Source organism: Agrobacterium vaccinii (genome assembly GCF_021310995.1).
Classification (GTDB): domain Bacteria; phylum Pseudomonadota; class Alphaproteobacteria; order Rhizobiales; family Rhizobiaceae; genus Agrobacterium; species Agrobacterium vaccinii.
In genome coordinates this window covers 1,491,540-1,511,424 of the sequence record NZ_CP054150.1, presented here as the reverse complement: position 1 = coordinate 1,511,424, position 19,885 = coordinate 1,491,540, and the positions used below count along the sequence as shown (strand labels likewise).

Here is a 19,885-nt window from a genome sequence, read left to right as displayed (position 1 = left end):
GGAGAGCGATCATGTCGATTGCCACGGAAGCCTGGGTTGTTTTTCTACTGATCGGCCTCGTTGCCGGTTTTCTTGCAAGCCTCGTCGTTGGCGGTGGCGGCTTGATTGGGTGCCTGTTGAGCGGCGTGATCGGCGCATTTGTCGGCGGTTATCTGTTCAATGCCCTCGGCATTTCGCTCGGTATTGAAAACGCACTGGTGGTGCAGATCATCCACGCGACGGTGGGCGCGATTATCGTGACGCTGATTGCAAGATTGATCGCCTGACGGAAGGGATGACGGATGGAAAGTGTAGGGTGGATAGCGGCCATCATCATCGGCGGTCTGGCCGGTTGGTTGGCGGGCAAGCTCATGGATATGCGCTTTGGCATCTTCATGAATATCGTGCTGGGCATTGTCGGCTCGGTCGTGGCGGTTGCGGTGCTGCGTACATTTGACGTGTTCGTGCAGGACAGCAGGCTCGGATATTTCGTCACATCTTTCTTAGGCGCAAGCCTTCTGTTATTCCTCGCCAAGCTGGTCAGGCGTTAGACCGTTCAAAGCGGTAGAAGCAGGTTACTCATGGTCACTATTCTCGACAGGACATCGCAGGACGAAAAGCGCATCCGCCACCCGGAAAAAGCGCACCGTCCCGATACCGAAGTCATGCGCAAGCCAGAATGGATACGCGTGAAAGCGCCGACATCCAAGGGCTATCACGAGACGCGTGAACTGGTGCGCTCCCACAAGCTGGTGACGGTGTGTGAGGAAGCTGGCTGTCCGAATATCGGCGAATGCTGGGAAAAGAAGCACGCGACCTTCATGATCATGGGTGAAATCTGCACCCGCGCCTGCGCTTTCTGCAACGTCTCGACCGGCAAGCCGAATGCGCTCGATATGTTCGAGCCTGAGAACGTCGCCAAGGCTGTCAAGCAGATGGGCCTATCCCACGTCGTCATCACATCCGTTGACCGCGACGATCTGGCTGACGGTGGCGCCGAGCATTTCGAAAAGGTGATCTGGGCCATCCGTGCCGCATCACCGAACACCACCATCGAAATCCTGACACCGGACTTCTTGAAGAAGCCGGGCGCGTTGGAACGTGTCGTGGCCGCCAAGCCCGATGTGTTCAACCACAACATGGAAACCGTGCCTGGCAACTATCTCACGGTTCGTCCCGGCGCGCGTTACTTCCACTCCGTGCGGCTGTTGCAGCGCGTGAAGGAACTGGACCCGACGATGTTCACCAAATCCGGCATCATGGTCGGTCTTGGTGAAGAGCGCAACGAAGTGCTTCAGCTTATGGACGATCTGCGCACCGCAGACGTGGATTTCCTGACCATTGGTCAGTACCTCCAGCCAACCCGCAAGCACCACAAGGTCGAAGCCTATGTGACGCCGGAAGAGTTCAAGTCCTATGAGACGATTGCCTATACAAAGGGCTTCCTGATGGTGTCTTCCAGCCCACTGACACGCTCGTCGCACCATGCGGGCGATGACTTTGAGCGGCTGCGTGCTAATCGTGAGAAGAAGCTTCTGGCTGCGGCTGAGTGACCACTATTCACTTGAAGGCGCCATGCTACCAGCCTTTCACGAGTTTTGAGGTTTTGGGCACAACGCAGCAACCCTCATCCTGAGGTGCCCCAAAGGGGCTTCGAAGGACGTGGGTTGCGGGCAGCAAGATTGAGTTCTTAGCCTGGATGCTTCGAGGCTTTGGCCTTCGGCCAAAGCACCTCAGCATGAGGGGGAGAATGCTGCGGGCTCCTAGCAAATGGTAATTCTAGGCAATTTACTGACCTCGCCATATCACCCATGCACTTTCGCAGGCCGATGCGCCTGCATGCACAACAGCACACTCACCACAACGGACACAATCGCCGCGCTCTCGATCAGCGTCGGCCCGCGCTGTTCCCATATGAAGCCATAGAGCAACGCAAACAGCGTCTCGAACAGGATCATCTGCCCCACCATCGTCAGCGGAAGCAGGCGGCTCATGCGGTTCCACAGCGCGTTGCCGAAGATGGATGCGGAGATGCCGAGGCCCACAGCAACGCCGGTGAATTGCAGCCAGTCAGAGCCGGTATGAGCCGCGGTGCTGAAACCGAAGGCGGGAATGGCCAGAAGCAGCGCGAGACCGCCTGTGACGACGCCGGTCATCAGGTTCCATTCATCGGCACTGACGGCGTGGAGGCGTGTAAGCCAGCGCGCATTGCCGACGGCGAAAGCGGTCCAAGAGGCGAGGGCGCCTAGTGCGCAGGCAAGGCCGATGATGCGCATGATATCCAGCCCGCCATCTCCTTCTGAAAACGACTGCCATGATACACCAATGATACCGATGGCTCCGAAGAGGAGCGATGGCCAAAGGCGCTTGAGTGAAACAGCGCCATGGTCGCGGCTACCGATGATCGTGACGGCGACGGGCAGGAAGCCGATGATGATAGAGGTGAAGGCGACGCCGCTCATTTGTACGGCGGTTGAGATCATCACGTAGTATACGATGTTGCCGATGAGGCTCAGCCAACCAAGCGCGATCCATTCCGCCTTGCCGAACTGTGCAGAGACGCGTTTAAGTTTCGGGCTGATGAGGATCAACGCGATCAAGCCGTAGGTGAGATAGCGCGCCGTAGACAGTTGGAGCGGCGTAAACCCTGCGGGAATGAGCTCAGGTGCCAGAAATATTCCGCCCCAGAGCGCACCCGCCAGCATGCCATAAAATACGCCGAGACCAGTCTTGTTCATGCCATGTCCATTCGTTGCCGGGCGTTATCTGCCACGGCGGCGAGGGGCTGTCTTGACATAAACTACTGCGGCAGGGGCGAAAATTCGCGACGATAGGCGGCGGGCGTGGTGCCCATCGCTTTCTTCATGGCGCGGGTGAGGGCGGTTTGATCGGCAAAACCGGCCCTGTCGGCAATTTCGGCAATCGGCAGAGACGAGCTCGCCAAAAGTTCGCGAATTTTCGTCATGCGGATATCGGCCAGCCAGAGATGCGGCGTTTCATCGAACTGCTCACGGAAAACGGCGTGCAAACGGCTGACGCTGATATCCGCTTGGTCTGCCATGCGCTCCAGGCTCCACGGCATGAAGGGGTCGATTTCCACGAGCGCCTTCAGCACTGAGAGCCGATATTTGAGGTCGGGGCTCTCGTCCGCAAGGCTCCCAATCAGGATCGGCGCCCATGCTAGAGCGGCCTTTGCATTCTGTTCGCCCCTTTGCAGCATGTTGTGCATGTACTGCGTAAGCTTGGTCGTTCGCAGACTGAGATCGATAAAGGGCGTTGAGGAAAATCTGTCGAGAATGTCGGCGCCCACCGCCTGCTCGTCCATGTCTACCACCAGCGAACGGTTGGACACTGTACTGGTCTGGGTGTGGGACGTGTTCTTGTGGATCAGCACACCTCTGGAAGGCGACAATCTTTCCTGCTGCCCGCAGACATCGATCTCCAACTGTCCAGCAACGGGCAGAACGATCTGCACAAAGGCATGGCGTTCGCTAGGGGTCTCGCCGCGATAGGAGCGCATATCGACAGATACGGTTTGCATTCTATCCTTATCCGGTTCCCCAAAACGAAAGATGGCCGCGTCGCGGCCACTCATTATCTTGATGATCTCATGTCGAATGGCAAGAGGACAGCCCGTATCTCAGACTTCGGCTTCCTGCTTGATCGTCGATTCGCCACGCTTGCGCTTGCGCAGCACCGGCTTGTTTTCCCGTGCTTCGCATTTTGCGACGTCGATGAGATAGGCAAGCATCGGCATGCTGTTCATCGAAGCAAGCTGTTTCGCGGATTCTAGTAAGTTGATAATGTTGGAAAAATCATCCATCGTGTCGCTCGCAAGGCATTTTAGCCTGGTTGTTGGGCTGCATCCCATGGGTGCAACTCTCTTGCACCTAAATAGCAACCCGCCCAGTATGGTTGCAATAGTCAATTTTCATAAACTGCTATGCAAAGGTGAAGTGGATGGCAGTCGTCAATGACATCGAAAACGCGGCCTCTCTGGCATCGAAAGCAGCCCGGATTATGGTGGTTGGCTGCTCTGGCGGCGGCAAGACCACAATCTCACGCGGGCTATCTGACCATCTAGGGCTCAAGTATTTCTCGATAGACCGCGACGTGCGGTGGCTGGATGGCTGGTCACAGCGTGAGAGCGGGGTGCAACGACGTATCTTGGAAGAGATCGTCGCACGCGACCGCTGGCTGCTCGACGGTTCCAACCCATCGACATTTCAGCTTCGATTGCCCCGAACCGACTTGGTGATCTGGATGCGCATTCCACGCCTGACGTGTCTGATGGGGGTAGTAAAGCGGGTGGCTGCCAATTACGGCACAGTGCGACCAGATATGGCGGACGGGTGTCCGGAGCCTTTGCCCAATCGGGAGTTTTTGAGCTACATCTGGCATTTCGAGAAGCGCCATGCGCCAGTCTTTATCAGGAATTTCGAACTTTACGGTCCGCATGTGCCGATATTTCAGGTGAAATCCAGAGCGCAGGCCCGCCAGCTTCTTGATCTTGTTCGCGCCGCGCATTAATTGCCGCTTATGCCGCAATTTGAAACCCGCCGCCCTGTCAAACACTCTCCCGAACAGATGTATGCTCTCGTCGCCGATGTGGAGAAGTATCCCGAATTCCTGCCGCTCTGCGAAGGTCTAACCGTTCGTTCCAGAAAGGACCGGGATGGAAAGACGTTGCTGGTGGCGGATATGACCGTTGGGTACAAGGCATTTCGCGAGACGTTTACGACGCAGGTTCTGCTGAAGCCGGACGAGAATGCCATCGATGTGAAATATCTGGATGGCCCGTTCAAATATCTCGATAACCGCTGGCGTTTCGAGCCGACTGAAAATGGCGGCAGCTCGGTGTATTTCTTTATCGATTACGAGTTCAAAAGCCGCATTCTGGGCGCCGTCATGGGCTCCATGTTCGACCGCGCCTTCCACATGTTTGCCGAAGCCTTTGAGGCCCGGGCGGACAAGATTTACGTAGACTGAAGCGCCAGCAACATTTCCAGCGCGGTTCTGACTGTCGCCAACCTCACATCGGTGCGGCCAATATCGCCATACCGCATTTCGCGGTGGATGAACTGGCCGTCACGTCGCTTTGCAACGAGATGCACGAGGCCGACCGGCTTTGCGTCCGAGCCACCGCCTGGGCCCGCGATGCCCGTGACCGCGACCGAGAGTTCGGCGCGGGAGCGAAACAGTGCGCCGTGAGCCATCTGCAACGCAGTTTCGCGCGAGACTGCGCCGAATGCGTTCAGCGTGACGGCGCTGACGCCCAGCATCTGCATCTTGGCTTCATTGGTGTAGGTCACGAAGCCACGGTCGACGACCGCTGACGAACCCGGAATATCGGTGAGGGCGCCGGCGATCAGCCCGCCGGTGCAGCTTTCCGCTGTCGACAGCATCTGTCCCCGCGCGCCAAAATCCTTGACGATTGCCTGCGCGAGGATCTCGATATCGGCAGGAAAGAGACTCATGGCTGATGCCCGCGATAAACCACTGTCGCCGTTGCGATGGCGGCGATGCCCTCGCGGCGACCGACAAAGCCGATCGTCTCGTTGGTCGTGGCCTTGACCGAGCAGCGGTCGAGCGAAATACCGAGAATATCGGCGAGGTTTTCCCGCATGGCCTGACGGTGTGGCCCAACTCTGGGGGCCTCGGCGATCAGCGAAACGTCGGCATTCATGATGGTGCCACCGGCGTCCTGCACAACTTTCGCGGCATGTTTCAGAAATATGCTGGAGGCGGCGCCTTTCCATTGCATGTCGGATGGCGGGAAGTGATCGCCAATATCGCCTGCGCCACAGGTGGCAAGCAGGGCATCCGTCAGGGCGTGAAGGGCGACATCGGCATCCGAATGACCCATCAGTTTCTGATCATGCGGAATGAAAATGCCGCAAAGCGTGACGCCGTCGCCGTCGCCCAGCTGGTGAACATCGTAACCATTGCCTGTGCGCACGTCTGGCAAGGCGGCGGAAAGCTTCTCATCGGCCATCGCAATATCTCGTTTCAAAGTCAGCTTCACGTTGTCGACAAGCCCCTCCACGAGCTTAACCGGAATTCCGGCCCACTCGGCAATGGCGGCGTCATCAGTGAAATCAGCGCGGTTGGCAGCGGCGGCATTGCGATGTGCGGACAGGATTGCTGGGTAATCGAAGGATTGTGGCGTCTGGGCAGCGTAAAGCTCCTCCCTCGATACCGTATCGCTGACAAAACCTGCGGCTCCGCGCTTCAGAGTATCGGCAACCGGCACCGCGGGCAGCACGGCTTTTTCTCCGGCCGAAAGCGTATCAGCAATCCGTTGCAGCATCTCCGCGTCGATGAAGGGCCGGACGGCATCATGGATCATGACGTGGGTCACGCCGCTCTGTGACAGCGCCTCAAGACCTGCCAGCACGGACTGCTGACGCGTCTGACCTCCAATGACGCTGCTGATACGGTCGTTCGCATTCAATCGTGTTCGGATTGCATCAAACAGCGCCACATCATCTGCGTGGATGACCACGACGACCGGAGCTGTCTCATGCCATGCCAGAAAGCGTTCCAGCGTATGCTGTATGACGGGTTTGCCGCCGATCAAGCGATATTGCTTGGGGCCTTCCTCTGGCGCACCAGCGCGTTCTCCCCGCCCGGCGGCGACAACGACGATTCCGATTTTCATAGTCGATTCCTGCATTGAACCTATGCCGTTTGTGCATCTCTTCAAAGGTTTACAGAGCTTCTGTAGCGTTTTAGAACCCCGTTTGCCAGCGAGAGCACAGAAAATCCTCCCAAACCGTGTGCCGCTTTTCTGATCTTTTGTGCATCGAATATAAAAATTCATCAAAACATATGGATATGCGCGTGAAAGTGCTTGGCAAGACCATAAAGGCTGTCTAAAAATAATGCATATTTTAAACTGCATGAAAGATCACCATTTGCCGCTTTCGCTTTTGTCAGACCCTTTCAACATTGGACCCGTTACCGTTCGTAACCGCGCGGTGCTGGCACCCATGTCTGGCGTTACGGATCTGCCCTTTCGGCGGCTGGCATGGCGGTATGGCGCAGGCCTCGTGGTGACCGAAATGGTCGCGAGCCGCGAGTTGGTTGCCAATCGCGGTGAGTCCTGGGCGCGGCTGAAGAATGCAGGCATGTTGCCGCACATGGTGCAACTTGCCGGGCGTGAAGCTTACTGGATGGCGGAAGCTGCGAAGATTTCGGCGGATAACGGCGCTGGCATCATCGACATCAATATGGGTTGCCCGGCGAAAAAGGTGACCGGCGGTTATTCCGGTTCCGCGCTGATGCGCGAGCCTGACCATGCCCTCAGCCTGATCGAGGCTACCGTGAAAGCCGTAGACGTGCCGGTGACGTTGAAAATGCGTCTTGGCTGGGACGACCAGTCCATAAACGCGCCTGAGATTGCGGCGCGTGCGCAAGCCGCAGGCGTTCAGCTCATCACCATTCACGGTCGCACGCGCATGCAGTTTTATGAGGGGCGTGCGGATTGGGATGCGATCAAGGCCGTGCGGGACGTGATTTCCGTGCCGCTGATTGCCAATGGCGATGTGGAAACACCTGATGATGCCGCGGAGATTTTACGTCGGTCTGGCGCAGACGCTGTCATGGTGGGGCGAGGGGCGCAGGGGCAGCCATGGCTGCCTGCGGTTCTGGCCGGTCATGCGCCGCCGGAGGCCGCCGAGATCGCCGATATCGCTGTCGAGCATTACGAATTGATGCTGGAATTCTACGGCATCGAAGCCGGACTTCGCCATGCGCGCAAACATCTTGGATGGTATCTGGACCGTTTTGCCGCTGGCATGAAGACAGATGACAAGGTTGACATCATGACATCGAAAAACACGGGGCAGGTGACCGCGCTGCTGCGCTCGGCGCTGCAACAAGGCGCGGAACTGTCCGCCGCGAGGAAGGCCGCATGAGCGCCGACAAAGCAACGCCAGGTGCCAACAATGCGCTTGCCATGGCTGTTCTCAACGCCGTGCAGAACCCGGTCATTCTGGTGGATGGCGAGGGTTTCGTGGCCTTTGCGAATTGGGAGGCCGAGGCTTTTTTCGGTGCCAGCGCCACACATCTCGCCCGCTATCGCATCTCCACTTTCATCCCATTCGGAAGCCCGTTATTGGCTTTGATCGATCAGGTGCGTGAACGCCGTGCGCCGGTCAACGAATACCGTGTCGATCTGTCGTCGCCGCGTTTGGGGCAGGACAAGCTGGTCGACCTCTACGTTGCGCCTGTGGTCAGCGAGCCCGGCTCCGTGGTCGTGGTGTTTCAGGAACGCTCCATGGCCGATAAGATCGACCGCCAGTTGACCCACCGCGCCGCCGCGCGCTCGGTAACCGGTCTGGCCTCCATGCTGGCGCATGAAATCAAGAACCCGCTTTCCGGCATTCGCGGTGCTGCGCAATTGCTGGAAACATCGGTTCCCGATGAGGACCGTGCGCTGACACGCCTGATTTGCGATGAAACAGACCGCATCGTGTCACTGGTGGATCGCATGGAGATATTCTCCGACGAGCGCCCTGTCGATCGGATGCCAATCAATATCCACTCGGTGCTGGACCACGTGAAAGCCGTAGCGAAAGCCGGTTTTGCCCGCAACATCAAGATCAGCGAGAACTACGATCCATCGCTGCCTGCTGTTTACGCCAACCGCGATCAGCTGGTGCAGGTCTTTCTCAATCTGGTCAAGAACGCCGCCGAGGCCGTGGGTAACCAGCCGGATGGCGAGGTCGTTCTGACGACCGCCTACCGCCCGGGCATCCGCCTATCGGTCGCTGGCACCCGCGAGCGTATCTCGCTGCCGCTGGAATTCTGCGTGGTCGATAACGGCCCCGGTGTGCCCTCTGATTTGTTGCCGCATCTCTTCGACCCTTTTATTACCACCAAGACCAATGGTTCCGGTCTTGGGCTTGCGCTCGTCGCCAAACTCATCGGTGCCCATGGTGGCATCGTGGAGTGCGACAGCCAGAACCATCGCACGACTTTCCGCGTATTGATGCCCGTTTCCCCCGAATTGGCGGCGGACGACAGCATTTTGCCGAACCCGACAGGACTTAATCGATGACAGCAACGATTCTCGTGGCCGATGATGACGCGGCCATCCGTACCGTCCTCAATCAGGCTCTCAGCCGTGCCGGGTACGACGTGCGGATCACCTCCAACGCTGCCACGCTGTGGCGCTGGGTGTCTGCGGGGGAGGGCGATCTTGTCGTCACCGACGTAGTGATGCCGGATGAAAATGCATTCGACCTTTTGCCGCGCATCAAGAAGGCACGACCCGACCTGCCGGTGCTGGTCATGAGCGCCCAGAACACCTTCATGACGGCCATCAAGGCCTCTGAAAAAGGTGCCTATGATTATCTACCCAAGCCCTTCGACCTGACGGAACTGATCGCCATCATCGGGCGGGCGCTGTCCGAGCCGAAGCGTAAGCCTGCCAAGCTGGATGATGACATGCAGGATGGCATGCCGCTGGTCGGTCGTTCCGCCGCAATGCAGGAAATCTACCGCGTACTGGCGCGGCTGATGCAGACCGACCTCACGCTGATGATAACAGGTGAATCCGGCACGGGTAAGGAACTGGTCGCCCGCGCGCTGCATGATTACGGCAAGCGCCGCAACGGACCGTTTGTCGCCATCAACATGGCCGCCATTCCGCGTGACCTGATCGAATCCGAACTCTTCGGCCATGAGAAAGGTGCCTTTACCGGAGCACAGAACCGTTCTACGGGCCGGTTCGAGCAGGCCGAGGGTGGGACGCTGTTTCTGGATGAAATCGGTGATATGCCGATGGATGCGCAAACGCGGCTTTTGCGGGTGCTTCAGCAGGGCGAATACACCACCGTTGGCGGGCGCACGCCGATCCGCACCGATGTTCGCATCGTGGCCGCGACCAACAAGGATTTGAAGACCTCGATCAATCAGGGCCTGTTCCGCGAAGACCTCTATTACCGACTCAACGTCGTGCCATTGCGCCTGCCGCCTTTGCGGGACCGCGCCGAGGATATTCCAGACCTCGTTCGCCACTTCATTCAGACCGGTGAAAAAGAGGGGCTGGAAGGCAAACGTTTCGAGACCGAGGCGCTGGAACTGATGAAGGCCTATGCCTGGCCGGGCAACGTGCGGGAGTTGGAGAACCTCATTCGCCGCCTGATGGCGCTTTATCCACAGGAAGTCATCACCCGCGAAATCATCGAACAGGAGCTTCAGTCGGATGTGCCGGACAGCCCGATTGACCGCATCGCAACCCGCAATGGCTCGCTGACCATTTCGCAGGCCGTGGAAGAAAACATGCGGGATTACTTCTCCAGTTTTGGCGAAAATCTGCCGCCAGCAGGGCTTTATGATCGCGTTCTGCGCGAAATGGAGTATCCGCTGATTCTCGCAGCACTGACGGCAACACGTGGCAATCAGATCAAGGCCGCCGATCTTCTCGGGCTGAACCGCAATACGTTGCGCAAAAAGATCCGCGAGCTTGGCGTATCTGTGTATCGTAGTTCGCGAACCGCCTGACACGGTTGACAAGTGATGGGTGTCGTTGCATTTTCGCCACAATGTGTTGCTTGAAAATCACGGGAAAGCTGGATTCGTTTTGATCGCAATCCGCTTCGTCATTTTTCAAGGTTGTGGTGCCGCAAAGCGCGGCGCGGGAAAATAATCGATGCGCAAGCCTGTCACCGATAGGATTTCCGACCGTCCGTCGGGCGATATAGTGATTGCCGACAGGCGCATGTCATTTGCGTTTCCGGGACTTGTGCTTGCGGGTGTGGCGCTTGTCTGCGCCACGCTCACTCTGTTCGTGCTGCTAGGGCTGACACCCATTGCGCCGACCACCAACGTGGTCGTTGCTTCTGTCATTATCAATTCGCTTTTCATCATCGGGCTGATGTACCTGATTGGTCGGGAGATCAACCGACTGATGAAAGCGCGCAGGCGGGGCAGGGCGGCGGCGCGGTTGCACGTGCGCATCGTGGCGCTGTTTTCCATCGTCGCCATCACACCTGCGGTGCTCGTCGCCATCTTCGCCAGTATTACCCTCAATGTAGGGCTCGACCGCTGGTTTGCCATTCGCACCCAGGCGATCGTGGATTCGTCCAGCAATATTGCGCAGGCCTATATGCTGGAAAATGCCGGTTATCTGCAGGGCCAGACGCTGTCCATGGCGACCGATCTGGATCGCAACCGGGCACTGTTCTATCTCGACCGGACAGGTTTCAAGGAGTTGATGACCCGGCAGGCGAAGGGACGCGGGTTTCTCGGCGCGTTTCTCGTGCAGGAAGATGGCGATGCGGTGGTTCAGGCTGATATCCAGACCGAAAAGCCTCTGCCCGCTATTCCGCAGGATGCGCTTGAAAAGGCGGCAGCCGGTCAACCGACACTCATTCCGCCCGGCGTGACTAACCTCGTCGGCGCCATCATTAAGCTGGAGGGTATCGGCGGAACGTTCCTCTACACCGTGCGTGCTGTCGACCCCAAGGTCATGGGCGCGATGCGGCAGATGGAAGAGAACCGCGCGGAGTACAAGGCCATGGAGGCGGGGCGTGCGCCGCTGCAAATCGCCTTCGCCATCCTCTATCTCGGTTTTGCGCTGATCGTTCTTCTCGCGGCCATCTGGACTGCGATTGCCGTGGCGGACCGCATCGTGCGACCTATCCGCCTGCTGATCAGCGCTGCCGACAGCGTGGCGATGGGCAATATGCACGTGCTGGTGCCGGTCCGTGCTGTTGATGGCGACGTCGGCCGTCTGGCACGAACATTCAACAAGATGATCTCGGAAATCCGCAGTCAGCAGGATGAGATCATCGAGGCGAAGGATGACATCGACAACCGCCGTCGCTTCATCGAGGCGGTTTTGTCTGGTGTTACTGCTGCTGTGATTGGGGTTGACGAGCATCGCAACATCACGATCGCCAACCCTTCCGCCGAAGAGTTTCTGGCCGTGTCTTCTGACAGTCTGGTCGGATTGCCGCTGGTGGAAGTGGCACCTGAGATCGAACATGTCGTGACCGAAGCTGCTGCATCCGCCCGCATGGATTTTCGCCACCAGATCAATATCGTTAGACGCGGTAAAGAGCGCACGCTCAACGTTCAGGTCACCCGTGAAGACGCGCGCGATGGACACGAATCCTACGTGATCACGCTGGATGACATCACCGATCTCCTGATCGCGCAGCGTTCTACCGCTTGGTCTGAGGTCGCGCGGCGTATCGCCCACGAAATCAAGAATCCGCTGACGCCGATCCAGCTTTCCGCCGAACGCATCAAGCGCCGTTTTGGCAAGCAAATTCACGACGAGGCCGACCGCGCCGTGTTCGACCAGTGTACGGATACCATCGTGCGCCAGGTGGGCGACATTGGCCGCATGGTCGATGAGTTCTCGGCGTTTGCCCGTATGCCGAAGCCGACCAAGGAAATGTCGGATCTGCGTACGGTTCTCAAGGATGCCACATTCCTGCGGGAAATGGGCGCTGCGCATATCGAATTCGCAACAGAGCTGGGTGACGAGCCGCTGGAAGGCATGTTCGACTCGCGCATGCTGGGGCAGGCCTTCGGCAACCTCATCAAGAATGCGACAGAGGCTATCGAGTCGGTCGAGACGAGTGACGCGCCGCGCAAGGGTAAGATCGTCGTTCGCGCATCCTTTGACGAGCATAACAATCGCTTCATCGCTGACGTCATCGACAATGGTCGCGGCCTTCCGGTCGAAAACCGTCACCGCATTCTGGAGCCCTATATGACGATGCGCGAGAAGGGCACGGGCCTCGGTCTCGCCATCGTCAAGAAAATCATTGAAGAACACGGCGGTCATCTTGAGTTGCATGATGCACCCGCCGATTTCGATCACGGCCACGGCGCCATGATCAGAGTGCTGCTACCGCATATCGAAGCGGTGGGCAGTGAAATGGATAAGGAAATTGCATATGGCGTCTGATATTCTGGTCGTAGACGATGAAGCCGATATCCGTGAAATCGTTGCAGGTATTCTGTCCGATGAAGGACATGAAACGCGCATGGCTTTTGACAGCGACAGCGCACTGGCCGCGATTTCCGAGCGCGTTCCCCGGCTGATTTTCCTCGATATCTGGATGCAGGGCAGCAAGCTGGATGGTCTGGCGCTGCTAGATGAGATCAAGAGCCGTCACCCGGATTTGCCGGTGGTGATGATCTCCGGCCATGGCAACATCGAAACGGCGGTCAATGCCATCAAGCGTGGCGCGTTCGATTTCATCGAAAAACCCTTCAAGGCTGACCGGCTCATTCTCATCGCCGAACGTGCCTTGGAAAACTCCAAGCTCAAGCGCGAGGTATCCGAGCTAAAAAAGCGTACGGGCGATGCGGTTGAACTGATCGGCGCATCGCTTGCCGTTTCGCAGCTACGCCAGACGATCGACCGTGTCTCGCCCACCAACAGCCGTATCATGATCCTCGGCCCCTCCGGTTCCGGCAAGGAACTGGTGGCACGCATGATCCACAAAAAGTCGTCGCGCGCGACGGGACCGTTCGTGGCGCTCAACGCCGCAACGATCACGCCCGACCGCATGGAAATTGCCCTGTTCGGCACGGAAGGTCTGCCTGGTCAGCCACGCAAGGTCGGTGCGCTGGAAGAGGCGCATCGCGGCGTTCTCTACCTCGACGAGGTCGGCGAAATGCCGCGCGAAACGCAGAACAAGATTTTGCGTGTTCTGGTCGATCAGCAGTTCGAGCGCGTCGGCGGCGGCAAGCGGGTGAAAGTGGACGTCCGCATCATTTCCTCGACAGCCCATAATCTCGAAGGGCTGATTGCCGACGGGCTGTTTCGCGAAGACCTTTATCACCGTCTGGCCGTCGTTCCTGTTAAGGTTCCGGCCCTGTCCGAGCGTCGGGAGGACATCCCGTTTCTCGTTGATATGTTCATGCGGCAGATTTCCGAGCAGGCGGGCATTCGTCCACGCAAGATCGGTGATGACGCCATGGCCGTCCTTCAGACCCATGACTGGCCGGGCAACATCCGCCAGCTTCGCAACAACATCGAACGCTTGATGATTCTGGCGCGTCCCGAAGGCGGTGATACGCCGATTTCTGCGGACATGCTGCCAGCCGATATTGGCGATATGCTGCCGAAGATCGCGGCGCAGGGTGACCAGCACATCATGACGCTGCCTTTGCGCGAAGCGCGTGAGATGTTCGAGCGGGATTATCTCGTGGCCCAGATCAACCGGTTCGGTGGCAATATTTCCCGCACGGCGGAATTTGTCGGTATGGAACGGTCGGCCCTGCATCGCAAATTGAAATCGCTCGGCGTATAACGATCAAAAGTTGCCGTTAACGTCCCTAGAGAGAGCGTATGAAAGTTATCATTTGCGGCGCAGGCCAGGTGGGTTACGGCATCGCGGAGCAATTGTCGCGCGAGGATAACGAGGTCTCCGTGATCGATACCTCAGCGGGGCTGATTGCGGCGATCACTGAAACGCTCGATGTGCGTGGCTATGTCGGGCACGGCGCGCATCCCGATATGCTGGCCAAGGCTGGTGCCGATCAGGCCGACATGATCATTGCCGTTACGCTCTACGACGAGATCAATATTGTCGCCTGCGAGGTGGCGCACGCGCTGTTCAGCGTACCCACCAAGGTCGCCCGCATCCGCGATCAAAGCTACCTTCAGCCTGAGTATGGCGACCTCTTCAGCCGCGAGAACATGTCCATCGATGTGACGATTTCGCCTGAGATCGAGGTCGGCAAGATGGTGCTGCGCCGCATCGCGTTTCCCGGCGCCACGGATGTCGTGCGGTTTGCCGACGACAACGTTTTCATGCTGGCCATCGAGTGCATGGAGAATTGCCCTGTCGTCAACACGCCGCTGCAACAGCTCAGCCAACTCTTCCCGGATCTGGTGGCAACCGTGGTCGGCGTTTACCGCAATGGCCATCTGAAGGCCATCGACTCATCGGAGCAGCTTCGCACCGGCGACCTGGCCTATGTCATCTGTCAGCATCAGCACGCGCGCCGTACCCTCGGTCTGTTCGGTCACGAAGAAAAGGAAGCTGGCCGTATCGTGATCGCGGGTGGCGGCAATATCGGTCAATATGTGGCCCGCTCCATCGAGGAGCTCCAGCCCAAAACGCGGGTCAAGATCATCGAGGCTGACCGGGAACGCGCGATCGCCGCATCCGAGAAACTGAACTCCACCATCGTGCTGAACGGCTCGGTGCTCGATCAGAAAATACTGCATCAGGCCGATATTCAGGATGCGGATTTGATCGTGACGCTGACCAACAACGACCAGACGAACATTCTGGGCGCCGTTATGGCAAAGCAGTTGGGCTGCAAATCGAACCTTGCGCTGCTGAATGGTCCGTCTTTTCACGATGTTGCCAAGTCTCTAGCGCTTGACGCCTACATCAATCCGCGCGCGGTTACGATTTCGCGGGTGCTGCAACATGTTCGAAAAGGCCGCATCCGCTCCGTTTATGCCGTGCAAAGAGGCAATGGCGAAATCATAGAGGCAGAAGCGCTGGATACCTCGCCGTTGGTCGGACAGGCGTTACGGGATGTCGACTTGCCTGAAGGGATTCGAATCGGTGTGATCTATCGCGACAAGAAAGTTTTGCGACCGGATGGCAATACCAAGATCAAGGCGAAGGATCGCGTCATCCTGTTCGCGTCATCTGATGCTGTCCGTGAGGTGGAACAGCTATTCCGCGTGTCTATACAATATTTCTAATGCATTGGCTTTGAAACAAAAAAGCGTATCTCAGGAAATCCGGGTAAGTTTTTCCACATTGCGGAACAGATCGTGATTTGATACCAGAGTTGCTGATCGGCTGACGGGGGACAAAGTTCAACCGATCCCATTATTGATTGTTTAATTCCCGGTCTCCCATCCGGGCAAAAAAGAAAGAATCGGCGCTATGGCGGAACGTTCTCAAAACCTGCAAGATCTTTTTCTCAATACCGTTCGCAAACAAAAGATTTCGTTGACGATTTTTTTGATCAACGGCGTAAAACTGACGGGCGTTGTTACATCCTTCGACAATTTCTGTGTTCTTCTTCGTCGTGACGGTCATTCCCAGCTTGTTTACAAGCACGCGATTTCCACGATCATGCCGGGCCAGCCGATGCAGATGTTCGAATCGGAAGAGGGTGCAGCTTAATCGGCGCCTGTCTTTTAGCCATCATTCCCATCTAGATGTGGCAGACAACGGAACCGTATGCCGGGACCGTTGTTTTGCATTCTCCATGCCATGAGATTTTCTGGCTGTTCCACTGACACTCGAAAGGTGCGGGCTCATTTCTACACGCGACACATCGAACGAATCCATCATTCCCGAGCAGGAAAAGCACCGGGACGATATGCGCGCGGTGGTTATCATCCCGGTCTTGAAACAGGGGCGGCAGCCAAAGGAAGCCTCGGCGACGACAGCGCCACGCTCTATGGAAGCGAAACTTGAGGAAGCAAAGGGTCTGGCTCTCGCCATCGATCTCCATGTGTCGGAAGGATTGATCGTTCCCGTTAATCAGCCTCGTCCCGCCACCCTTTTCGGGAGTGGCAAGATCGAGGAAATCAAGCATCTGCTGAATGAAACCGATTCCGGGCTGGTGATCATCGATCATCCGCTGACACCGGTGCAGCAGCGTAACCTTGAAAAAGAGTGGAATGCCAAGGTCATAGACCGCACAGGCCTTATTCTCGAGATTTTTGGCCGCCGTGCTTCTACCAAGGAAGGTACGTTGCAGGTCGATCTCGCGCACCTCAACTATCAAAAGGGCCGCCTCGTCAGAAGCTGGACCCACCTTGAACGCCAGCGCGGTGGCGCGGGCTTTATGGGTGGTCCTGGTGAAACGCAGATCGAAGCCGACCGTCGCCTGTTGCAGGACCGCATCGTCAAGCTGGAACGCGAACTGGAGCAAGTCGTGCGCACGCGCCAGCTTCACCGGGCAAAGCGCCGCAAGGTGCCGCATCCCATTGTTGCGCTCGTTGGTTACACCAACGCCGGTAAATCGACGCTGTTCAACCGCATTACCGGTGCGGGCGTTCTGGCCGAAGACATGCTGTTCGCTACACTGGACCCGACGCTGCGCCGTATGAAGCTGCCGCATGGCCGGACGGTTATTCTGTCAGACACGGTCGGTTTCATTTCCGACCTGCCGACCCATCTCGTGGCCGCCTTTCGGGCAACGCTGGAAGAGGTGCTCGAAGCGGACCTCATTCTCCATGTTCGCGATATGGCGGACCCTGATAATGGTGCTCAGTCTTCGGATGTTCTTCGTATTCTGAGCGACCTCGGTATCGATGAAAAAGTCGCCGATGAGAAAATTATCGAGGTTTGGAACAAGGTGGACAGGCTGGATCTGGAAAGCCATGACGCCATTCTGCATAAGGCCGAGGGACGTGCCAATGTCCGCGCCGTTTCCGCCATCACCGGCGAGGGCGTCGATCAGCTGATGGAAGAGATTTCCCGGCGGCTTTCTGGCGTTCTGACAGAAAACACCATTCTCCTGAATGTCGAGCAATTGCAGTTTCTTCCGTGGGTCTACAGCAACGCGATAGTCGATGCGCGCGAAGACAACGAAGATGGCTCGGTGACGCTCGAAGTCCGTCTTTCCGAAGCGCAAGCTTTGGAGCTGGAAAGTCGTTTGGGCAAAGTGCAGAAGCAAGATTTGGAAGACTGGGAGCGTTAAGCGCTCTCGGTTATCGAAATCATCTCCACCCTCGCAAAAGCCAATCTATCTGTTTATTTTCCAACTGGTTGAAAAATGAAAATGCTTTTCTAATCGAAAAGCTGATGGTGCATATCTGTTATGCGTTAGATGCAACCGCTAGTCTGTTTTTTGTTAGGGTTTCGTAATCAGCGCCGTGTGATACTGTCGCTCAATTCATACGAGCTGATAATGATGCAACCTTTAGATCTGCCTACAGTCCTGCTGCTGCACAAGCTGTCTTTTTTCGTGGCGGCGCTGTGCTTTCTGTATGTTCGCTCGCAATCGCGCGAGAGCGTCGGGCTTGGATTTCTGGCGATTGGTTTCTTTCTCGTCGCGATGGCATCGACACTCGTCAGCATCGGCAAGCTTTTGAATGGATTTGAAAATTTTCTGGCGCTTGCAGGCAGTTTTGCCGGTCTCGTTGGTTATTCGATTTTCTGGATCGGCATGTGCCGCATCAGCACGCAAAGGCGCAGGCGTCGGGAGTGGCTGGTTTTGTGCCTGCCGGTTTTCGTTTGTACTGCTTTGTTTTTATCCGGTTCCTATGTCTTCACCGAAGCCAGAACCAGTGCGTTTCAGGCGACCGCGGCGTTACTTCTGTTTGCTGCCGCATTTACGGTGTTCACCGACCGCCTGATCGAGCCGCTTCCCGTTCGCAAGGCATTGGCGGCCACCATCGCTTTTGCAGCATTTCTCAGTGCTCTCGTCGTCGTCGGGATTGTATTTCCAACGATTGCATTCGTGTCGCCAAGAAATGCTTTCTTCGTCTCCATCGTCTGCCATTTCGCAATCGCCGTTTTTGTTCTGGCCTTGGTCAAGGAGAGGGCGGAAGAAGGGCTGAAGAGACTGGCTGATCTTGACGTGCTGACCGGCGTGCCCAACCGGCGCTCCTTCTCTCTGCGCCTTCCAGAACAGATGCGTCAGGGCGATGTTATCGTGATGACCGATATCGACCACTTCAAGCGCATCAACGACGGTTTCGGGCACTTTGCAGGTGATGAGGTTCTGGTGCGTGTGGCGAGAGAACTGTCCGCACGCATTCGGCCCAATGACAGTTTCGCCCGGTTCGGCGGTGAAGAGTTTATCCTGTTTCTGCCAGCAACGGGAGAACAGGAGGCATCGACATTGGTCGAGAGTGTTCGTCAGCTCGTCAGCTCCATCAAACACACAATCGACGATCAAAAAGTCGTCGCCACATTGAGCATGGGACTAGCTGTGTGCGAGGAGAAATATTGCACCCCACACGCGCTGATGAAAATGGCGGATACTGCGCTCTATGCGTCAAAGTCGCGCGGCCGTGATCGGCTGACGGTTTATCGCGCGGACGAATTCGCCGAAGATGCCGCTTTATCGCACACGGTGCGTCACGCTGGCTGAGACAGTACCACTCTGTCACTCAAGCTGACGCTCGATGGCTTTGGCGGATTGCCAAAGTTCTTCCATCCGTTCCAAAGTCGCCGCTTCGAGGGTGTCGCCATTGTCGCTCAATGACGTTTCGATGTGGTGGAAACGGCGGCGAAATTTGGTGTTGGTGCCTCGCAATGCGTTCTCGGGGTCTGTCTTTACATGGCGGCCTATGTTGACGAGAGCGAAAATAAGATCACCCAGTTCATCCGCCACTTTTTCCGGTTTGCCCTCGGCAAGCGCTTCACGCAACTCTCTTACTTCTTCCTCGATTTTGTCGAGGATGGGTTCAGGAGCCGACCAGTCGAAGCCCACTCGCGCCGCCTGTTCCTGAAGCTTCAGCGCTTCCGTCAGTGCCGGTTGCGTGCGCGGAATGGAGCCGAGATAGCCCGCTTTGAAATCGTCGCCGATTCCCCGCCGCAAACGCCGCTCGGCGCGTTCCCGCTTTTCCTGCGCCTTGATGACATCCCACTGGATCTTTACCGTTTCGGCCGTATCGGCATCTGAAACGGCGAAGACATGCGGATGGCGTCGGATCATCTTGGATGTTACCGCGTGGACGACATCGCCGAAGGAGAACGCGCCCATTTCCTCGGCAATGCGGGAGTGAAACACCACTTGTAGCAGCAGATCACCAAGCTCATCACAGAGGTCGTCCGTATCGTTGCGTTCGATGGCGTCGGCAACCTCATAGGCCTCCTCGATCGTGTAAGGCTTGATCGTCTCGAATGTCTGGACGATGTCCCACGGGCAACCCGTATCGGGCTGGCGCAGGGCTTCCATGATCTCGATGAGACGCGAAATATCCTTCGAGGCTTCCATA

The 19,885-nt window shown here is 57.2% G+C and carries 20 protein-coding genes; 14 read left to right on the top strand and 6 right to left on the bottom strand.

Features of this window, described 5'->3' with window-relative positions; genetic code table 11:
* Positions 1-11: 11 nt before the first annotated feature.
* The 3 genes from HRR99_RS07610 to lipA are packed head-to-tail and all read left to right on the top strand — an operon-like array spanning position 12 to position 1,532.
* Positions 12-266 carry a GlsB/YeaQ/YmgE family stress response membrane protein gene (locus HRR99_RS07610; protein ID WP_062449859.1) on the top strand — a complete coding sequence of 85 codons (255 nt, stop codon included), beginning with the start codon at positions 12-14 and terminating at the stop codon, positions 264-266.
* Positions 267-281: 15 nt separating this feature from the next.
* Positions 282-530 (top strand): GlsB/YeaQ/YmgE family stress response membrane protein, encoded by a 249-nt coding sequence (locus HRR99_RS07605; RefSeq protein WP_042619429.1) that lies wholly within the window; start codon positions 282-284, stop codon positions 528-530.
* 30 nt (positions 531-560) lie between these two features.
* Complete coding sequence (gene lipA / locus HRR99_RS07600) at positions 561-1,532, top strand: lipoyl synthase (RefSeq protein ID WP_233123361.1); 972 nt, start codon at positions 561-563, stop codon at positions 1,530-1,532.
* A 252-nt stretch (positions 1,533-1,784) separates the two neighbouring features.
* Here the strand turns inward: lipA and HRR99_RS07595 are convergent, their stop codons facing one another.
* The 3 genes from HRR99_RS07595 to HRR99_RS07585 form a co-directional block, all read right to left on the bottom strand.
* Complete coding sequence (locus tag HRR99_RS07595; protein ID WP_233123360.1) at positions 1,785-2,717, bottom strand: DMT family transporter; 933 nt, start codon at positions 2,715-2,717, stop codon at positions 1,785-1,787.
* 62 nt (positions 2,718-2,779) lie between these two features.
* Positions 2,780-3,520 (bottom strand): AraC family transcriptional regulator, encoded by a 741-nt coding sequence (locus tag HRR99_RS07590; protein WP_233123358.1) that lies wholly within the window; start codon positions 3,518-3,520, stop codon positions 2,780-2,782.
* 99 nt (positions 3,521-3,619) lie between these two features.
* Complete coding sequence (locus HRR99_RS07585; protein WP_111838309.1) at positions 3,620-3,802, bottom strand: hypothetical protein; 183 nt, start codon at positions 3,800-3,802, stop codon at positions 3,620-3,622.
* A 137-nt stretch (positions 3,803-3,939) separates the two neighbouring features.
* On the opposite strand from HRR99_RS07585, the gene HRR99_RS07580 reads away from it, so the two are divergent.
* Positions 3,940-4,509, top strand: coding sequence for a P-loop NTPase family protein (locus tag HRR99_RS07580; protein ID WP_233123357.1), 570 nt, complete (start codon positions 3,940-3,942; stop codon positions 4,507-4,509).
* A gap of 9 nt (positions 4,510-4,518) precedes the next feature.
* Positions 4,519-4,968: a type II toxin-antitoxin system RatA family toxin gene (locus HRR99_RS07575; RefSeq protein WP_233123355.1), complete on the top strand. Its 450-nt coding sequence runs from the start codon at positions 4,519-4,521 to the stop codon at positions 4,966-4,968.
* Here HRR99_RS07575 and HRR99_RS07570 read toward each other — a convergent pair.
* Positions 4,956-5,456 (bottom strand): CinA family protein, encoded by a 501-nt coding sequence (locus HRR99_RS07570; RefSeq protein ID WP_233123354.1) that lies wholly within the window; start codon positions 5,454-5,456, stop codon positions 4,956-4,958. The two genes, HRR99_RS07575 and HRR99_RS07570, sit on opposite strands and share 13 nt — an antisense overlap.
* On the bottom strand, positions 5,453-6,640 hold the full coding sequence (locus HRR99_RS07565) for a bifunctional 2-C-methyl-D-erythritol 4-phosphate cytidylyltransferase/2-C-methyl-D-erythritol 2,4-cyclodiphosphate synthase (protein WP_233123353.1): 1,188 nt from the start codon (positions 6,638-6,640) through the stop codon (positions 5,453-5,455). Before HRR99_RS07565 ends, HRR99_RS07570 begins: the two co-directional genes overlap by 4 nt.
* A gap of 241 nt (positions 6,641-6,881) precedes the next feature.
* Here HRR99_RS07565 and dusB point away from each other — a divergent pair, with 241 nt between their 5' ends.
* The 9 genes from dusB (at position 6,882) to HRR99_RS07520 (ending at position 19,035) form a co-directional block, all read left to right on the top strand.
* Entirely contained in the window at positions 6,882-7,898 is a 1,017-nt protein-coding gene (gene dusB, locus HRR99_RS07560; RefSeq protein WP_233123351.1) for a tRNA dihydrouridine synthase DusB, read from the top strand.
* Complete coding sequence (locus HRR99_RS07555; RefSeq protein WP_111838313.1) at positions 7,895-9,043, top strand: two-component system sensor histidine kinase NtrB; 1,149 nt, start codon at positions 7,895-7,897, stop codon at positions 9,041-9,043. Before dusB ends, HRR99_RS07555 begins: the two co-directional genes overlap by 4 nt.
* Positions 9,040-10,491, top strand: coding sequence for a nitrogen regulation protein NR(I) (ntrC, locus tag HRR99_RS07550; RefSeq protein ID WP_233123350.1), 1,452 nt, complete (start codon positions 9,040-9,042; stop codon positions 10,489-10,491). The genes HRR99_RS07555 and ntrC overlap by 4 nt, the downstream gene beginning before the upstream one ends.
* Positions 10,492-10,639: 148 nt before the next feature.
* Positions 10,640-12,910 (top strand): sensor histidine kinase NtrY-like, encoded by a 2,271-nt coding sequence (locus tag HRR99_RS07545; protein ID WP_233123348.1) that lies wholly within the window; start codon positions 10,640-10,642, stop codon positions 12,908-12,910.
* Positions 12,900-14,264 carry a nitrogen assimilation response regulator NtrX gene (ntrX, locus tag HRR99_RS07540; protein WP_111838316.1) on the top strand — a complete coding sequence of 455 codons (1,365 nt, stop codon included), beginning with the start codon at positions 12,900-12,902 and terminating at the stop codon, positions 14,262-14,264. The genes HRR99_RS07545 and ntrX overlap by 11 nt, the downstream gene beginning before the upstream one ends.
* A 38-nt stretch (positions 14,265-14,302) precedes the next feature.
* On the top strand, positions 14,303-15,679 hold the full coding sequence (trkA, locus tag HRR99_RS07535; protein WP_233123347.1) for a Trk system potassium transporter TrkA: 1,377 nt from the start codon (positions 14,303-14,305) through the stop codon (positions 15,677-15,679).
* Between the two features lie 187 nt (positions 15,680-15,866).
* Positions 15,867-16,109 (top strand): RNA chaperone Hfq, encoded by a 243-nt coding sequence (hfq, locus tag HRR99_RS07530; RefSeq protein WP_003496145.1) that lies wholly within the window; start codon positions 15,867-15,869, stop codon positions 16,107-16,109.
* A 199-nt stretch (positions 16,110-16,308) separates the two neighbouring features.
* Positions 16,309-17,637: a GTPase HflX gene (hflX, locus tag HRR99_RS07525; RefSeq protein ID WP_233123346.1), complete on the top strand. Its 1,329-nt coding sequence runs from the start codon at positions 16,309-16,311 to the stop codon at positions 17,635-17,637.
* Between the two features lie 210 nt (positions 17,638-17,847).
* Entirely contained in the window at positions 17,848-19,035 is a 1,188-nt protein-coding gene (locus HRR99_RS07520; RefSeq protein WP_233123344.1) for a GGDEF domain-containing protein, read from the top strand.
* A gap of 15 nt (positions 19,036-19,050) precedes the next feature.
* Here HRR99_RS07520 and mazG read toward each other — a convergent pair whose 3' ends face one another.
* Positions 19,051-19,884, bottom strand: a complete 834-nt coding sequence (mazG, locus tag HRR99_RS07515) for a nucleoside triphosphate pyrophosphohydrolase (protein WP_112499949.1) — start codon at positions 19,882-19,884, stop codon at positions 19,051-19,053.
* Between the last annotated feature and the right edge of the window lies 1 nt (position 19,885).